Below are 15,336 nucleotides of genomic sequence, written 5' to 3' on the forward strand. Positions count from 1 at the left end.
GGCCCGTCAGCGCCCGATCACCGACAGCCCCGTCAACCGCTCGTGCCAGTCCCGCGCCGCCGGGAACCGGGCCTTCACGGTCTCCACCGCCCGCTCCCGGACGGCCACCTGCGACTCGCGCAGTCGCAGCAGCGGCTCCAGGCCCGGCCGCGCCAGCAGCAGCCGCTGGTTGACCACCGGCACCGGCCCCCAGTGGTTCTTGTAGCTCTCCGCACCGCGCAGCAGGCTCAGCACCGCGCGCCCGCCGTCCGAGGCCTGCTGGGCGACCTCGCGCAGCAGCATCGTCGACACATCGACCTTCCGCTCGCGCAGCGCCGGGTCCGCACCGTACAGATAGCCGCCCGTCAGCCGTCCGGACTGCAACGACAGGTTGGACGCCACCACCTCGCCGTTCAACCGGAACTCGGTCATGGCCGCCGTACCGTCCCCCACCATCCGGCCCACCGACCGGATCAGATGGTCCGAGAACCGCGCCCGGAGATGCTCGGGGTTGACCGCCCGGCCCTCCCACTGCCGCTCGTGCAGCCGCAGCAGCGTGCCGATCGCGGCGGGCACCCCGTCCCGCGGGATCCGGCGCGCCTCGACGCCCAGGGCGTCGACCTTGCGCAGCTTGGAACGCAGCCGCTGGCCCCGCGAGCCCGTCAGCCGCGCCACGGCGTCGCCCAGCGGCTCGGCCGGCAGCTCCATGCACGTCGAGTCGGTGAGCCGGCTCCGGGCCCCGGCCCACCGCCCGAACAGCAGCTGCGCCGACGCGTCGGGCCTGACCTCCCGCAGGTCCACCACGGTGTGCCGGGCCGCCCGGTCCAGACCGCGCCCCAGCGCCCCCACCGCGTACCCGGCCTCCTCCTCGTCCAGCAGGATGTCGAAGAAGTCGGAGATCGCCCCGCCCATCGGGACGAGCAGCGGCATCGGGCGGTGCACCAGCATCAGCGGCGCCGCCCCGATCAGCCGCCCCGCCCGGCGGACCAGCAGCACCCGCAGCCGGCCCTCCTGACCGTAGGAGATCCACCACGAGTGGAGCCAGGCGTGGCTCTGGAAGGGGGTCGCGGTGGCGCAGCGGCGGTGCAGCGCGTCCCACTCCCCGGCGAGAGCGCCGAACTCCCCGAAGTCCCGGCACAGGGTCACGGCGAGGCCGCCCGCCCGGCGCCCCGTCATCGGACGAGCTCCCGGCCGTCCTGGGCGACTTTGCCGCCTTCGGCCGTCGGACCGGGAACCTGCGCCGGGACGGGCCGGCCCGCCCGGCGCGGCCGGACCAGCAGCACGAGGCCGCCCAGCAGCCCGCCCGTCGCGGCTCCCACGGCGCCGCCCAGCGGCACGGACGGCGAGACCGGCTGGTCCGGCGTCATCGCGTGGGTGAACTTGATCAGCCTCACCCCGGTGTCCTCGGAGACATGGCCGCTGCTCACGATGACGGCCTCGATGACCGCGTTGGCGATGTCGGCCGCCTTGTGCCGGTCCTCGGACGTGCCCGTCACCGCGATCATCGGCGAGTCGGGAGAGGTCTCCGACCGGACGTGGGACCGCAGCTCGCGCACCGGTTCGCCGGCCGCGCCCTGGGCGTACGAGAGCGTCGCGTCGCTCGTCGTCAGCCGCCCGTACGACTGGGCGTACCCCAGGGCCGCCGAGGGGTCCGTCTCCGCCTCGGCGACCGCCATCGCATAGCTGGTGGCCTCGTACCGGTCCGCGGCGAGCGCACTGTACGAGAGCCCGGACGCGGTGCCGATCAGTACGGAGACGGGCAGCGGCCACCAGTGCGGCAGCCGGGCGAGGGCGGTGCGCAGCCGACGGACGACGACGTGCCGGCGCTGCTGCTCGGGTGAGTCGGTCATGAAAGGGCTCTCCGGTTCGGTGGGGCGGTGTCGAGGGCGTACGCGTACACGTCCATCAGGCGTTCGCTGCTGCGCCTGATGTCGTAATGGCCGACGGCCCGGGGCGGCGGCCGCCGGTCCGCTCCGGCCTGGACCCGCTGCCGCAGCCGGGCCGTCAGCTCCTCGGGGCTCCCGGCGATGCGGGTGGCCGCGGGGGCGTGGGCGGCGGGCAGGTCGTCGATGGCCGGGCAGGCGTCGTGGAACACGGGCAGTCCGGCGGCGAGCGCCTCCACGGCGGCGAGCCCGAAGGACTCCTCGCGGGACGTGGAGACGAAGGCGTCCACGGCGCTCAGCAGCGCCGGGACGCCCGGGACCGGGCCGTCCCCGCGCTCGTCGCACTCCCCGAGGAACCGGATCCGGTCCACGGCCCCCAGGCGCAGGGACAGCGCCCGCAGCGCCCCGGCCTCCGGACCGTCCCCGGCCAGCAGCAGGCGGGCCTCCGGCAGGGCGGCGACCGCGCGGATCAGCACGTCGAACCGCTTGCCCGGCACCAGCCGACCGACCCCGCCGACGACGAACGCCCCGTCGGGGACGCCCAGTTCCGCCCGTACGGAGGCCCGGCGCCCGGCGTCGAAGCGGAACCGGTCCGCGTCGATGCCGTTCGGCACCAGCCGGATCCGGTCGGCCGGCACCCCCCAGTCCCGCAGCCGGCCGGCCACGGTGGAGGAGACGGCGACGGTCGCGGCCCCGAGGCGTTCGGTCGCGAGGTAGAGGGCTCGGATGGACCGGGTGAGCGGGCGGCCCTCGATCTCGGCACGCCCCAGGGAGTGCTCGGTCGCGACGGTGGCCCGGGTCCCGGCGAGCCGGGCCGCGATCCTGCCGTACACACAGGCCCGGTACAGATGCGTGTGGACCACGTCGTAGCGGCCGTCCCGGATCAGCCGGGCCAGCCTTCCGACGGCCGCCACGTCCCGGTTGCCGCGCATCCCCAGGTGGGTCACCCGGATGCCGTCGGACCGCAGCTCCTCGGCCACCGCCCCCGGGTTGGTGAGCGTCACGACGTCGCACTCCACCGGCAGATGCCGCAGCAGCAGCCGCAACTGCCGCTCGGCGCCGCCGACCCCGAGCCCGGTGATGACGTGCAGCGCCCTCACCGCGGGCCGCCCGTCGGCACCGGCCCGGCGACCCGGGTGCCCGCACCGGGCGCCGCCACCTGCCGCAGCCCGTGCCGCAGGTCCTTCGCCCACAGGCGTACCCCCCGGTCCGCCTGGCTGATGTGGGTGCGGGGCAGCGCGAACCGGCTGAGCAGCGCGCCGGGAGCCAGCGCGCACGCGTAGCCGTAGCCCGCCGAGCGCGCGGCCTCCGTGACCCGGCGGTCGAGGATGCCGTACGGGTAGCAGAAGCCCTCCGGGAGCGACCCGGTGAGATCGCCGATCAGCTCCCGGCTGTGGGCGGTCTCCCGGCGCAGCTCCTCGTCCGGAAGGGCCGTCAGATCCTGGTGGTACAGACCGTGCGAGCCGACCTCCATGCCCGCTGCGGCGACCCGCCGGACGTCGTCGTGGGTGAGCAGCTGTTTGCGCGGGCCGAGCGGATCCCACTCGTTGACGCCGCCCGGCCGGCCCGGGAGGACGAAGACCGTCGCCCGGAAGCCGTGCTTGCGGAGCACCGGCAGCGCCTCGTCGAGGAAGTCCGCGTACCCGTCGTCGAAGGTCAGCCCGACCAGCCCGCGCCGGCGCCCGTCCTCCGCGCGCAGCAGCTCGGACACCCCCACCCCCGTCAGCCGCCGGCTGCGCAGCCAGGACAGCTGCGCGTCGAGGCGGTCGGGGGAGACGGTGATGCCGTACGGATCGTCGCCCGGATCCGTCACCGAGTGGTACGTGAGGATCCACGGGCGGCGGCGGGTGTGCGGGCGGAGCCGGGACGCGGGAGCGTCGGCGCGGTGTGCCGAGGATTCAGCGGCCATCAAGGAACCTCCGTCGGGTGAGTGCCAGCAGGGAGACGACCTCGGGCGAGCGCAGGGCGAGCCCGGTCAGGAAGAACACGGAGGGGACGAGGAGACACCCGGCGGCCAGGCTCAGCACCGGATCGGAAATGAGGGGGGCGCAGGCCCAGCCGGCCACGCCCGCCGCCAGCGACGCCCCGGTGAGCCGGCCCAGCGAGAGCGCCACGGCCCGCGTCCGGATCGGCACCACCCGGGTGCCGAGGCCCATGAGGAGCAGCAGCGCCGCCGCGCTGATCCCGATCGCGTTGGCGGTCGCGATGCCGTCCACGCCGAAGCGGTACGTCAGGGCGTACCCGGCCCCCATCGTGACCAGCAGCCCGGTGCCCATGGCGAACGCCGGGAACCAGGTGGGCCGTCCGGACGAGAAGAACGGCCGGCTCAGCGCGCCGACCAGACAGTGGCCGAGCAGCCCCAGCGCGTACACGCGCATCACCTGGGCGGTGGAGGCGGTGTCGGCGGTGTCGAACGCGCCGCGCTGGAAGAGCACTCCGATGATCTGGGGCGCGTAGCCGAGGACGACCGCCGTGCCGAGCAGCACCACCATCCCGGCGAGCGCCAGGTCCCGCTCGACGCGCAGCCGGGCCTTCTCCCGGTCCCCCGCGGCCATGGCCTGCGCGACCACCGGGAAGGTCACCGTGCAGATCATCAGCGACAGCACCATCGGCAGCTGCGCGACCTTCTGCGCGTAGTTCAGATGCGAGATCGCGCCCGCCGGCAGCGTGGAGGCCAGGAACCGCTCGACCAGCACCTGGGACTGACGGCTCACCACGAACAGGACCACCGGGGCCAGCACCGCGAAGCCCAGCAGCGGAACGGTCCGCGTCGCACGCCGGCCCCGCCGGAACCTCGGCAGCCGGGGCCGTGCGAGCGGCAGCAGCCGCAGGAACACGGGCAGTTGGGTCAGGATCATCAGCACACTGCCGACCGCGACCCCCGCCGCCGCCGCCCGCACCCCCCACGCCGCGTGCAGGGCCAGCGTCATCCCGATGATGCCGAGGTTGTACGCGACGTAGACCCCGGCGGGCGGCAGGAAGCTGCGGTGCGCGCGCAGGGCGGCGCTGAAGTAGCCGGTGATCCCGAAGGTGAGGACGGTGACCGCGGTCAGCCGCGTGCAGTCCACGGCGAGCCGCGGATCGGCCAGGCCCGGGGCCAGCACGCCCACGACCCAGGGGGCGCCCGCGACGAGCAGCGCCGCGCCGCCGGAGAGCAGGAGGAACAGCCGGGGGAGCGTGGCTGCCACCAGATCCCGTACGGGGTCGGGGCCGGAAGCTTCCCCGGCCGCGGCCCGCCGGGTCAGGGCGAGGCTGAACGCGGGGACCAGGAGGAGCGCCATCCCGTCCTCGATCAGCAGCGTCGCCGCCATCTCGGGCACGGTCCAGGCGATCAGGAAGGCGTCACTCGCGTCGCTCGCCCCGAAGTACCGGGCGATGGCCTGGTCCCGCACCAGACCGAGGACGGCTCCCACCACGGTCAGCACCGCCGTGGCCGCCGCCGCGCGGGCGAGGAACGGCCCCAGCCGGGGTGCCTCGCCGCCGGCCGTTCCGGGCGCGACGCCGGGGGAGAGGGGGCCTTCGGTTCCTCCTCCGGGGGCCGGGAGCAGCGGGGGGGCCGCCGTGCCCGCCGGGCGTGCCTCGGCCTCCGTCCCTGTCCCCGTCCCGGTGCCTGCCCCGGTCCCGGTCCCGGTGCCGGTGTCGGTGTCGGTGCCGGTGTCGCTCATGCGGCGTTCACCCGGTCCGGCCCGGCCAGCGCCCACCAGGCGGCCAGCCCCAGCACGACCCCGCTCAGCACCGTGGTGGGCCCGCCGATGTCCGCGTACAGGAAGTTGACGCTCTGCCAGGTCATCAGGGCCACCGCCGTCAGCCCGCAGTCCAGGGCCGTGTGTCCGCGCGAGCGGGCGACGCACAGTCTGCGGACCGCGCCGGCCAGGATCGCCGCCCAGCTGCCGACGAGCGCGGTCAGACCGATGAGGCCCTGCTCGCTGAGGACGAGGAGATACATGTTGTGCGGGGAGAGGAGCGCCTGCCGACGGAACTCCTGGCCCGCCCCGGCCGTGTCGCTGCCGGAGGAGAGCCCGATGGAGGCGTGTCCGTCGCGGTGCGCGGGGAACCCCTTGAGGCCGACCCCGGTGACCGGTCGCTCCCGCCACATCGCGCCCGCCGCGCTCCACATCGCGTAGCGGTCGCTGACCGACCGGTCCGGGGTGCTGGTCACCCGGGTCACGCTGGCGGCCCGGTCCGCGATCATCTCGGAGCCGATGCCGAGCCCGCCGACCAGGACCACCCCGGCCGCGCCCAGCACGGCCAGCGACGTCAAGGCCTGCCGCCGCCCGGTCAGCGCCAGGGCGACGAGGAGCGCGGCGACCGTGGCGATCCACACGCCCCGGCTGAACGACAGCGTCAGGGGCACGATCAGTGCGACGGCCAGGACGGCGGCGCACGGCCGCAGCCAGACCGGGGCGTTCCGCGGCGTACGCAGGGCGCAGGCCGCGGCGGCGAGCAGCCCGTAGGCGACGACGGTCGCCATCCCCATGATGTCGCTGGGCCCGAACGTGCCGACCGCCCGGACGTCCTCGCCCATGTAGGAGGCGCCGGTCCCGGTGACGTACTGATGGACGCCCGTGACGCCCTGCACGACCGCCAGGAGGACGAGCGAGCCGGTGACGATCCGGAACCCGTGGGCGTCCCTGAGCAGCAGGTACACGGCGATCGGTACGAGGACGAAGACCTGGAGGTGGCGGACCAGCCCCGGCAGGGCCGCCGCCGGGTCCGCCGCCGTGACCGCGGCCACCGCGAAGCCCACGGCGGGCAGGCCCAGGACCAGCGCGGCGGTGGCGCTCAGCGGACGCTGCCGCAGATACAGCAGCCGCCCCACGCACACCAGCACCGCGAGGCCGGACGCCACGTCGGCCGGGCCGCCCCCACCGGAGGCCCCGGAGGGCAGGGCGGGCAGCAGGACGGTCGCGACCAGCGGCAGCAGCGGCCAACGGCTCCGCCAACCACCCCACGGGGGGCGGGAGACGGCGCGGGGTCCGGCCGCCGCCGACGGCGCGGGCGGGCTGAGCACAGCGGCCATGATCAGCTGCCTCCGAGCCGGAACAGGGAACCCGCGGTCCGCGCGAGCACGCACGCGTCCTGCCACAGCGACCAGGTCTCGATGTAGCGGTTGTCGAAGCGGGCCCGCTCCTCGATCGAGGTGTCGCCGCGCAACCCGTTCACCTGGGCCAGACCCGTGATGCCCACGGGCATCCGGTGGCGGGCCTGATAGCCGGGATGGGCGCGGCTGAACTGCGCCACGAAGTAGGGGCGTTCGGGGCGCGGGCCGACCATGCTCATATCGCCCCGCAGGACGTTCCACAGCTGCGGCAACTCGTCGAGGGAGGTCCGGCGCAGCACACGGCCGACGCGGCTCATCCGCCCGTCGGACGCGACGTTCCAGCGGGTGGCCGACTCCTGGACGTCGGCGGGACGCAGCGTACGGAACTTCAGCAGGACGAAGGGGCGTCCGTACCGGCCGACGCGTTCCTGACGGAAGATCACGCCCGGCCCGTCGGAGAGCCGCACGGCCAGGGCACAGGCCGCCATCACCGGGGCCGCCAGCAACAGCCCGACCGCGGCCAGGGCGGCGTCCATCGCCCGCTTCGCCCCGTGGCCGAGAGGACGGTTCGTCCCGTCGTTCAGCGGCTGGACGGTGAAACCCCACAGATGATCGGGGCGGCCTTCCGCCGGGAGCCCCGCGACGGCGCCGGGACCGGTGACCAGCCACACCCGGCAGCCGTGACCGGTGAGCAGAGTGAAGAGAGCGGCGCCGTCCGGGGTGGACTCGGGCGGGGCCGTGAACACCGCGTGCCGCACGCTGTTCTGGACGACGGCCCGCCGCACCTCCTGGGGCGAGGCCAGGACCGGCAGCGGCACGGAGTCGGAACCCGTCGGCTGCTTCTCGTCCCCGGATGCCGGGGGCGCGACCAGACCGACCGGCCGCAGTCCGTAGGCGGGGTGGCCGTGCAGGGCGGCCGTCACCTGACGGGCCGGCGGCCCCTGACCCACGACCAGCGTCGACAGCGGGCGGCGGACCGCGGCCCACCGCCGCGCCCGGTACACGGACGCGCGTCCCGCGCAGGTCAGCACGGTCTGCGTGGCGGCCCCGCACGCCAGCACAGTCCAGCCGATCGACTGTTGCGGGGCCCAGGCGGCCAGCACCTCCATGGTCACGTACCACTGGAGGAGGGCGAGGCCGAGCAGGGCGGGGAGTTCGGAGAGGACCGAGGGGGACAGGCGCATCGCGTACAGGCGACGTCGAGCGAAGAGCAGCACCTGCGCCACCGCCTGGGCGGCCACCAGCATCCAGGGCCACGGGACCGGGACGACCAGGGCGAACGTCACGGCCGGGGCCAGGGCATCCGCGCACAGGAGCGGGGCGAGGCGGCCGTACCGGACGGTCCGGCGCCTGCCGGGCTGGGCCCGCGCACCGCCGCCGCTTCTTCGCGGCGGATGAACCGTGTGAGCCTGCACGGCTGTTGCCTGACCAGCGCCGGGAACCGGTGCACTCTCCATCGTCATCGCTCGGTGCGCTTCCTCGTGGGGCCGGACACGCCGACCAGTTCCTGGTAGAGACCGGTAACGGCCCCCGCGGTCCGTCGGACGTCGAAGGACGCACGGGTGTGGCGCAGGGCCCGGCGGGCCAGCGCATCGCGCAGCTTCCGGTCGGCGAGCAGGGCGGTCAGCGTCGCGGCCAGTGCCTCCGGATCCTCCGGAGGCACCAGACAGTGGTCCTCGTGGCCGGGCGGCAGGCTCTCCCGCGCCCCGTTCACGTCGGTCATCACGACGGGGCGCCCGCAGGCCATGGCCTCCAGCGGGGCCAGCGCCATGCCCTCCCAGCGGGAGGGCAGCACGAGGACGTCCGCCGCGTGGATCCACGGCCGCACGTCCTCGCAGGCTCCGGTGAACAGCACGCCCGGCGGGGCCGACGCCTCCAGTCCGTCCCGGTCGGGCCCGTCCCCCACCAGCACCAGGCGGGCCCCGGCCGCCGGCATCCGGCGCCAGGCCCGCAGCAGCACGTCCTGCCCCTTCTGCCGGGTCAGCCGGCCGACGCAGACGACCAGCGGGGCATCCGGGCCGACGCCTTCCAGCAGGGGCAGCGAGGCGCGGGCCTCCGCGCGGTCCCCGCTTCCGCCGGGACGGAAACGGTCGAGGTCGATGCCGTTGTGGATGACCGACCAGCGGGCGGCGATGCCGGCCTCCTGTCCGGTGCGGCGTTCGGATTCGCTGACGCACAGGATGTGATCGGCCCAGCGCGCGCCGAACCGCTCCCAGCCGAGCGCGAGTTCCGCGGTGCGCCCGCCGACCGCCTCGAACGACCAGGCGTGCGGCTGGAACACGGTCGGGATCCGGCCGCGCACCGCGATCCGGCCGGCCAGTCCCGCCTTGGCGCTGTGGGCGTGCACCACGTGCGGGCGGCTCACGCGGACGATCCTGCGCGCGGCGGCCACCTCACCGGCCAGCCGGGGCCCGGGGGCGCGGGTGACGGACCAGCCATGGACCTCGGCGCCCGCGGCCGCCGCCCCGAGGGCCAGCGGGCTGCCGGGAGGGCAGGCCACCACGGGGCGCAGCCCGGACCCGGCCTGGGCCCTGACGAGATCGGTGACGACCCGGGCCACTCCGCCCTCCACGGGTTGAACCAGATGAAGGACCGTCAATCGGCTTTCTTCAGTACGACGCATGTGCAGCACGCACGGCTCTCTTCGCTCAATCCGGTGAGTTAAGCCGAAGTGCACTTTGGCAGAGTTGTGGCGAAATCGTGCGCGTGACTCGCTCATACGACTACAGGGGGATGATGCGGGAATGAGGGCCGTTCGGGTGGTCGCGCAGCAGCCAGGCGCATGACCGCGGGCCTTTCACGGACAGCCGGTGAAAGGGCTTACCGGGAGTCCCCGTGCGGAATGCCGGAGGTGTTCCGTACGCATCGCGCCGCTTATATCGTCAGCCGGTTTACGGCCTGCCGTGCTCCGCCGATCGCCGCACTGGATGGCGGCACCATCTATCGGGGCAGCTCTCGAATAATTCTCGTGGTGGCGGACGGAGCGGCGAAAGAGACGGTCGCGGCGCGCGCCACGCTTTCCACTTCGTTACCCAGAGCTCATTCCGCGCCCCGTGACGCCATGGCAGCCGGCACCACGTCACTGATGTCCCCCACGACGAACGCCGACTGGGGTCCTCACGTGTCGCGGCGGGTGCGGGTGCGGGTGCGGGTCCGGGTGCGTGGGCGAGGGCCCGCCCGGACCCGTCGTGCCGTACGCGGACCCGTGGCCGCCCGCCGATTTCCGGCGGGCGGCCACGGGTCAGCCGGTGCGCTCCACGAGGTACGGGATCAGCGTGAGCAGGTCCCCGCGCGCGTCCTCCGCCAGCGGGACCCGGTCCAGACAGGCGCGGGCCGCGGCCAGGTGCTCGTGCGCCTCGGCGACCGCGGCCCGCCGCCCCCCTGCCTCGTCGATCAGCTCGGCCGCGCGGCGCGCCGCCAGGTCGTCGAGCGGCCCGGCAGAGGTGAGCAGCGCGTCGAGACGCCGGGCCGCCGGGTGGTCGGCGGACAGGGCGGCGAGCACCGGGTACGTCTTCTTGAGCCGCCGCAAGTCGCTGTGCACCGGCTTGCCGGTCACCTGCGGATCGCCCCAGATCCCGAGCAGGTCGTCCACCGCCTGGAACGCCACCCCCACCTGCCGCCCCGCCAGGTCGAGCGCCTCGACGGTGCTCGCCGGGGCGCCGGCCAGCACCGCGCCCAGGGCGGCGGCGCAACCGAGCAGGGAGCCCGTCTTCTGGGTGGCCATCGACCGGTACTCGTGCGGCAGGACCGCCCCGGGCCCGGTCCACGGCCGGGACTCGAAGAGCAGGTCCTGCGCCTGACCACGCACCAGGTCGCTCAGAGCGCCGGCCAGTTGCCGGACCGCCGCCGCGCCGCCGGGGCCCGGAGCCTCCGCCAGCGTGGAGACGGCCAGCGCGAACAGCGCGTCACCCGCGAGGACCGCCGGCCCCGTGCCGTACGCCTTCCACAGCGTCGGCCGGCGACGACGGGTCTCGTCCCCGTCCATGATGTCGTCGTGGATCAGCGAGAAGGTGTGGATCAGTTCGACGGCCACCGCGCCGAGCACCGCGTCCGCCCCGCTGCCGCCCGCGGCCTCCGCGCCGAGCACCGCGAGCGCCTGGCGGACCCCCTTGCCCTGCGATCCGGGCGCCGGCTCGCCGCCGGTCCCGCTCCAGCCCAGGGAGAAGGCCGCCGTCTCCGCGTGCCAGGGGTGCAGCCGCCCCACCGACTCCACCAGGGCCGGGCGCACCAGTTCGCGGCAGCGGTCCAGTATCTGCGGTGCGCTCGCCCGGCTGGTCGTGGAGAGCGTCATCGGCGGCCGTCGCTCTCGCCCGCGGAGGCCGGTTCCACGCCGAGTTCGGCGTACGCCTTCTCGACCATCTCCTGGGCGTTGAGCAGTCCGATCCGGCTCAGCCTGCCGCGCAGTTCGTCCAGCTCGGCGGCGGTGGCGTCGCGGTCCCGGCCGAGCCTGGCCCGCGCCTTGACCAGGCCGAGCGAGGCGAGCGCCTCGCCCCGCGGCTCGTCCATCGCACGGAACTCCCCGAGCGCCTGCTCGTAGACCTCGCGCGCCTCCTCGTACCGCCCGGCGCGGAACAGCACGTTGGCCCGCATCTTGTGGTTGTACGCCAGGGCGCTGGAGAGGTTCATCTCGCGACAGGTCCCCTCGGCCTCGGAGAGCAGGGCGAGTGCGCGCCCGGTCGCCCCGTCCCGGAGGGAGACGATGTCGGCGATGCCGCGCAGGGCCCAGGCCCGGCCGCGCCGGTCGTCCGCGTCGCCCGCCAGGACGGCCGCCTCCTCGAACATCTCCAACGCGGTGTCCAGCGAGCCGGTGTTGCGGTGGATCTGGGCGATGCCCTCCAGCGCCCAGACGGTGTGCCGGGCCTCGCCCCGGGCGCGGGCCTCGGCCAGCAGCTGTTCGTGCAGCGTCGCGACGGTCGCGTAGTCGCCCTGGATCCGGCCGGTCTCGGCGAGGCCGGCCAGCGAATAGCCCCGGGCGACCACGTCCCCGCCCCGCTTCCCCAGCTCCGCGGCGAGACCGAGCAGCCTGAACGCGAGGCGCAGCGAACCGCGTTGGCGTGCCAGGGTCCCCCCGCTCCACAGCGCCCACGCCATCGCCCCGGTGTTCCCGGCCGCGCGCGCGGCCCGGTAGCTGGCCTTCCAGGCCCGGTCGGCCTCCGCGACCTGCCCGAGCCTGCGGTGCGCCTCGGCCACGGCCAGACCCGAACGCGCCACCTCCTCCTGCGTTCCGGAGAGCTCGGCCTGCCTCAGGTGGTGTATGCCTTCGGCCAGTACGTCGGTGAGGGAGGCGTTCACCGACATCTTGGTGAGCGCTCCCTGGTACTCGGGCGCCAGTGCCTTGGTCTGCATGGGGGCCTTCCGCGCGGTGCCGGGCCCGCAGCGGCGCAACTATACGCTCCATGTATACGTGGAAGGTATAGTCCGGCGGTCGTGCAGGCCCGGATCATGTGGGGGTTGGGCGCCGCGCGTCACGCGCGGCGCACCGTCCTGTCATGGATCAAGACGGCGGCCGGGCGAGGAGGGTTGCTCGGGAAGCCCAGGTCGTTCCGCGTTCCCGCCGCGCACCGCCTTCTGCGTTCTCCCCGTGCGCCGCAGCCGGTGGCGTACCGCCCGCCGGGCCACCGGGCCGAGCTCGTCCAGCACCCCGGCCAGTTCGGCGAGCTGCTCCAGCGCGTCGAAGGCGCGCCCGGCCCCCGCGGGGTCGACGCCCTCGTACAGCTCCAGGCCCACGAACGAACCGGTCACGGCGCGTGCGAGGCCCACCGGGTCGGTGAACTCGCCCAGCGGCGAGTCCGCCAGGATCCGGGTGAGGACCTTCTCGATCTCGGCGGTCCACAGGTCGAGCCCGGCCGCGGTCGCGGGCGCCAGCCGGGGCTGGGTCTGCGCTCCCGCGAGCACCTGCGCGAGAAAGGCGACATGGCCGCCGGCCCGCTCCTCCTCGTGCAGCTCGCGCCCGCACTCCAGCAGCTCGGCGAGGGTGGTGACGGCGGCGAGCCGGTCGCGGTGACGGGCCACCCGCTGCTCCGCGCCGTACCGGCAGGCCGCCGCCAGCAGCTCGTCGACCGAGCCGAAGTGGTAGAAGACCAGCGCCTGGTTGACCCCGGCCGAAGCCGCCACCGAGCGGGCCGACGTCCTGGCGATCCCCTGTTCGGCGAGGGTGCGCAGCGCGCCCTGAAGAAGCTTCGTGCGGGTGTCCGCCCCCGCCGCGCTCGCCGTCACGCCCGCGCCTCCTCGCGGACCGGGCGCAGGCCCGCCCGCACGCCGTGGCGGAGGGCGTCGACATAGCGGGCGCGGAACGTTCCCTCGTACCCGAACAGGGGGCCGAAGCGGCGGTTGGTCACCACGACCCGGATGCGGAAGCGGCCCGTGGCGTCGTCGAAGGACTCGCGGACCTCGGCGTCACCCCCGATCAGCCGGGGGACCCGCACGTCGACGGGCCCCTCGCGGAAGCGGTGCTCCCCGGAGCGGATGAGCAGGGAACCGTCGGGCTCCGCGGTGAGCCGCAGGTCGGTGGCGAGGTGCTGGTGCGTACCGAGGTAGTCCAGCACGCAGGACCGCTCGGGGCTGTGCACCATCGTGGCGTCGAAGCGGCGCGGACCGCCCGGCAGGGCGAACGTCCGGACGAAGGTCACGGTCTCCCGGCCGTGGGCGTCGGTGTACGGCACGTTCTCGATGGTGAACGGGACGTCGCGGCCGGTCCTCGGCACCAGGATATTGCGGGTGGCGCCGAGCGCGAGGAACGGCTTCACGAAGGTCCGGCCGTGCCAGATCCGGTCCATGGAACCGCGCCCGACGCACGCCTCCCCGCTCTCCAGACCGACCGAGAAGCGCCGTCGCAGCTGGGGGTGGAGCCGCTCGAAGTCGTCTCCCATCGCACGGGCGAAGATCGAGGTCACGGGCGCTCCAGCCGGGCGAGGAGGGACGGGGCGGCGGTCGGCCGGCCGGGCGGTCTGCGCAGGCAGCGCCGGGCGGCGGGCGTGAGCGGGGACGGGGGTACCAACAACGCGGCCAGGGCGGCGGGCAGTACGGCCGCCGGGCCGAAGGGGAGGGCGGCCGCCACGGCGAGGGTCCGTACCAGGACCTCCGCCAGGGCGTACGCCAGCGACCGGGCCGGGCTGACGTCGCGCTCGCACCACAGCCGCAGCCGGTCGAAGGACCAGGCGGTCGCCCAGCCCATCAGCGGCCGGAACGCCAACCGGTCCGCGACCGCGCCGAAGCGGCCCCAGCGGGTCCGGTAGTCGTAGCCGGTCAGAAAGCGGATGCCGTCGGCGGTGGGAACGTAACGCCAGTACCCGCTGCCCTCGGCCAGCGGCGACAACCACTCCGAGGAGGCGAAGCGCAGGGCCGAGACCCGCTCGCCGTCCGCCCGCCGCCGCTCGCCCGCGCTCGTCCCGGTCCCCGCGACGGTCAGGAAGGGCAGCACCCGGGTCGCGTACCGGAACCGCTGGGCGGAACCCGGCGGAGAGGGCAGGTGGCTGATCTCGGTGAAGCGCAGATCCCACCGCTGATGCTGGGCGGGCTCCTGCGTCCGCTGCCACAGGCGCTCCGGATCCGTGCGGATCAACGCCTCTATGTACAGGCCCATGCGTGCCCCCCGGGGTCGGTCACGAGGGTTTTGAGCGAGTGCTCAACCCTCTCCGCTCGCCAGGACGCTACCAGAGGGGTTTGAGCACTCGCTCAAAACCCTCGAACGGCGGCCCCCGACGCGCGATCGAACCGCTGCCGCGCTCGAATGGACGGGTGACGGCGCCCCCGGACGACTGCCTCGCCCGTAACGAGTGGATCTGCGGGGCCTACCTCTCCAGCCGCCGCGAGATCCTCCTGGACGCGGTGCTGCAACACCTCCAGCTGACGGCCGCCTCGGTGGCCATCGCGCTCCTGCTCGCCGTCCCCCTGGCGGTGGCCGCCCGCCGGTGGCGCTGGGCGGCCGACCCGGTGCTGGGGCTGACGACGATTCTGTACACGATCCCGTCGCTCGCGATGTTCTCCCTGCTGCTGCCGCTGTACGGACTCTCCGCCGCGCTGGTGATCGCGGGGCTCGTCCTCTACTCCCTGACGCTGCTCGTCCGCAACATCCTGGCCGGGCTCCGGGCCGTCCCCGAGGAGACCCGGCAGGCCGCACGCGGCATGGGCTACGGGCCGCTGCGGCTGCTCATCGCCGTGGAGCTCCCGCTCGCCCTGCCCGCCGCGATGGCCGGGCTGCGCATCGCCACCGTCTCCGCGGTCTCCCTGGTCACCATCGGGGCGATCGTCGGCCACGGGGGACTCGGCAACCTCATCTACTCCGGCATGAACACCTACTTCAAGGCCCAGGTGCTCACCGCCTCCGTCCTGTGCGTCGTCATCGCCGTCGCCGCCGACCTGCTGCTCCTGGGAGCGGGACGGCTGCTGACCCCCTGGACCCGGAGGCGGGCGTGAACACACCCAGCAGGGGGG

14 protein-coding genes are annotated in these 15,336 nt (G+C 74.7%); 1 reads left to right on the forward strand and 13 read right to left on the reverse strand.

What is annotated here, in order from left to right; all coding sequences use genetic code 11:
- Positions 1-6: 6 nt before the first annotated feature.
- From ACH4KB_RS14600 to ACH4KB_RS14660, 13 genes are all read right to left on the reverse strand, one after another.
- Positions 7-1,155: a GNAT family N-acetyltransferase gene (locus tag ACH4KB_RS14600; RefSeq protein WP_398066306.1), complete on the reverse strand. Its 1,149-nt coding sequence runs from the start codon at positions 1,153-1,155 to the stop codon at positions 7-9.
- Positions 1,152-1,829, reverse strand: a complete 678-nt coding sequence (locus tag ACH4KB_RS14605; protein WP_398066307.1) for a lipopolysaccharide biosynthesis protein — start codon at positions 1,827-1,829, stop codon at positions 1,152-1,154. Before ACH4KB_RS14605 ends, ACH4KB_RS14600 begins: the two co-directional genes overlap by 4 nt.
- Positions 1,826-2,962, reverse strand: a complete 1,137-nt coding sequence (locus ACH4KB_RS14610; RefSeq protein ID WP_398066308.1) for a glycosyltransferase — start codon at positions 2,960-2,962, stop codon at positions 1,826-1,828. The genes ACH4KB_RS14605 and ACH4KB_RS14610 overlap by 4 nt, the downstream gene beginning before the upstream one ends.
- Entirely contained in the window at positions 2,959-3,771 is an 813-nt protein-coding gene (locus ACH4KB_RS14615; RefSeq protein ID WP_398066309.1) for a polysaccharide deacetylase family protein, read from the reverse strand. Before ACH4KB_RS14615 ends, ACH4KB_RS14610 begins: the two co-directional genes overlap by 4 nt.
- Positions 3,761-5,527 (reverse strand): murein biosynthesis integral membrane protein MurJ, encoded by a 1,767-nt coding sequence (gene murJ, locus ACH4KB_RS14620; RefSeq protein ID WP_398066310.1) that lies wholly within the window; start codon positions 5,525-5,527, stop codon positions 3,761-3,763. The genes ACH4KB_RS14615 and murJ overlap by 11 nt, the downstream gene beginning before the upstream one ends.
- Positions 5,524-6,882: an O-antigen ligase family protein gene (locus tag ACH4KB_RS14625; protein WP_398066311.1), complete on the reverse strand. Its 1,359-nt coding sequence runs from the start codon at positions 6,880-6,882 to the stop codon at positions 5,524-5,526. The genes murJ and ACH4KB_RS14625 overlap by 4 nt, the downstream gene beginning before the upstream one ends.
- A gap of 2 nt (positions 6,883-6,884) precedes the next feature.
- Positions 6,885-8,366 (reverse strand): exopolysaccharide biosynthesis polyprenyl glycosylphosphotransferase, encoded by a 1,482-nt coding sequence (locus ACH4KB_RS14630; protein WP_398066312.1) that lies wholly within the window; start codon positions 8,364-8,366, stop codon positions 6,885-6,887.
- Positions 8,363-9,526: a glycosyltransferase gene (locus ACH4KB_RS14635; RefSeq protein WP_398066313.1), complete on the reverse strand. Its 1,164-nt coding sequence runs from the start codon at positions 9,524-9,526 to the stop codon at positions 8,363-8,365. The genes ACH4KB_RS14630 and ACH4KB_RS14635 overlap by 4 nt, the downstream gene beginning before the upstream one ends.
- A gap of 618 nt (positions 9,527-10,144) precedes the next feature.
- Entirely contained in the window at positions 10,145-11,194 is a 1,050-nt protein-coding gene (locus ACH4KB_RS14640) for a polyprenyl synthetase family protein (RefSeq protein ID WP_398066314.1), read from the reverse strand.
- Positions 11,191-12,249 (reverse strand): tetratricopeptide repeat protein, encoded by a 1,059-nt coding sequence (locus tag ACH4KB_RS14645; protein WP_398066315.1) that lies wholly within the window; start codon positions 12,247-12,249, stop codon positions 11,191-11,193. Before ACH4KB_RS14645 ends, ACH4KB_RS14640 begins: the two co-directional genes overlap by 4 nt.
- Positions 12,250-12,390: 141 nt before the next feature.
- Positions 12,391-13,119, reverse strand: a complete 729-nt coding sequence (locus ACH4KB_RS14650; RefSeq protein WP_398066316.1) for a TetR/AcrR family transcriptional regulator — start codon at positions 13,117-13,119, stop codon at positions 12,391-12,393.
- Positions 13,116-13,796, reverse strand: coding sequence for a DUF4166 domain-containing protein (locus tag ACH4KB_RS14655; RefSeq protein WP_398066317.1), 681 nt, complete (start codon positions 13,794-13,796; stop codon positions 13,116-13,118). Before ACH4KB_RS14655 ends, ACH4KB_RS14650 begins: the two co-directional genes overlap by 4 nt.
- A complete protein-coding gene (locus tag ACH4KB_RS14660; RefSeq protein ID WP_398066318.1) occupies positions 13,793-14,485 on the reverse strand; it encodes a hypothetical protein in 693 nt (230 codons plus the stop codon). Before ACH4KB_RS14660 ends, ACH4KB_RS14655 begins: the two co-directional genes overlap by 4 nt.
- A 155-nt stretch (positions 14,486-14,640) precedes the next feature.
- Between ACH4KB_RS14660 and ACH4KB_RS14665 the strand changes: the two genes are divergently transcribed.
- Complete coding sequence (locus ACH4KB_RS14665) at positions 14,641-15,318, forward strand: ABC transporter permease (protein ID WP_398066319.1); 678 nt, start codon at positions 14,641-14,643, stop codon at positions 15,316-15,318.
- Positions 15,319-15,336 lie beyond the last annotated feature (18 nt).

Origin of the sequence: Streptomyces sp. NPDC017520, from assembly GCF_044329855.1 — a bacterium.
In the GTDB taxonomy this organism is placed as follows: domain Bacteria; phylum Actinomycetota; class Actinomycetes; order Streptomycetales; family Streptomycetaceae; genus Streptomyces.

Bases quoted from the DNA above. Each gene is read 5' to 3' on its own strand.
- ACH4KB_RS14600 (WP_398066306.1), bottom strand. From the start codon at position 1,155: ATGACGGGGCGCCGGGCGGGCGGCCTCGCCGTGACCCTGTGCCGGGAC.
- ACH4KB_RS14605 (WP_398066307.1), bottom strand. From the start codon at position 1,829: ATGACCGACTCACCCGAGCAGCAGCGCCGGCACGTCGTCGTCCGTCGG.
- ACH4KB_RS14615 (WP_398066309.1), bottom strand. From the start codon at position 3,771: ATGGCCGCTGAATCCTCGGCACACCGCGCCGACGCTCCCGCGTCCCGG.
- murJ (WP_398066310.1), bottom strand. From the start codon at position 5,527: ATGAGCGACACCGGCACCGACACCGACACCGGCACCGGGACCGGGACC.
- ACH4KB_RS14625 (WP_398066311.1), bottom strand. From the start codon at position 6,882: ATGGCCGCTGTGCTCAGCCCGCCCGCGCCGTCGGCGGCGGCCGGACCC.
- ACH4KB_RS14630 (WP_398066312.1), bottom strand. From the start codon at position 8,366: ATGACGATGGAGAGTGCACCGGTTCCCGGCGCTGGTCAGGCAACAGCC.
- ACH4KB_RS14635 (WP_398066313.1), bottom strand. From the start codon at position 9,526: ATGCGTCGTACTGAAGAAAGCCGATTGACGGTCCTTCATCTGGTTCAA.
- ACH4KB_RS14640 (WP_398066314.1), bottom strand. From the start codon at position 11,194: ATGACGCTCTCCACGACCAGCCGGGCGAGCGCACCGCAGATACTGGAC.
- ACH4KB_RS14645 (WP_398066315.1), bottom strand. From the start codon at position 12,249: ATGCAGACCAAGGCACTGGCGCCCGAGTACCAGGGAGCGCTCACCAAG.
- ACH4KB_RS14660 (WP_398066318.1), bottom strand. From the start codon at position 14,485: ATGGGCCTGTACATAGAGGCGTTGATCCGCACGGATCCGGAGCGCCTG.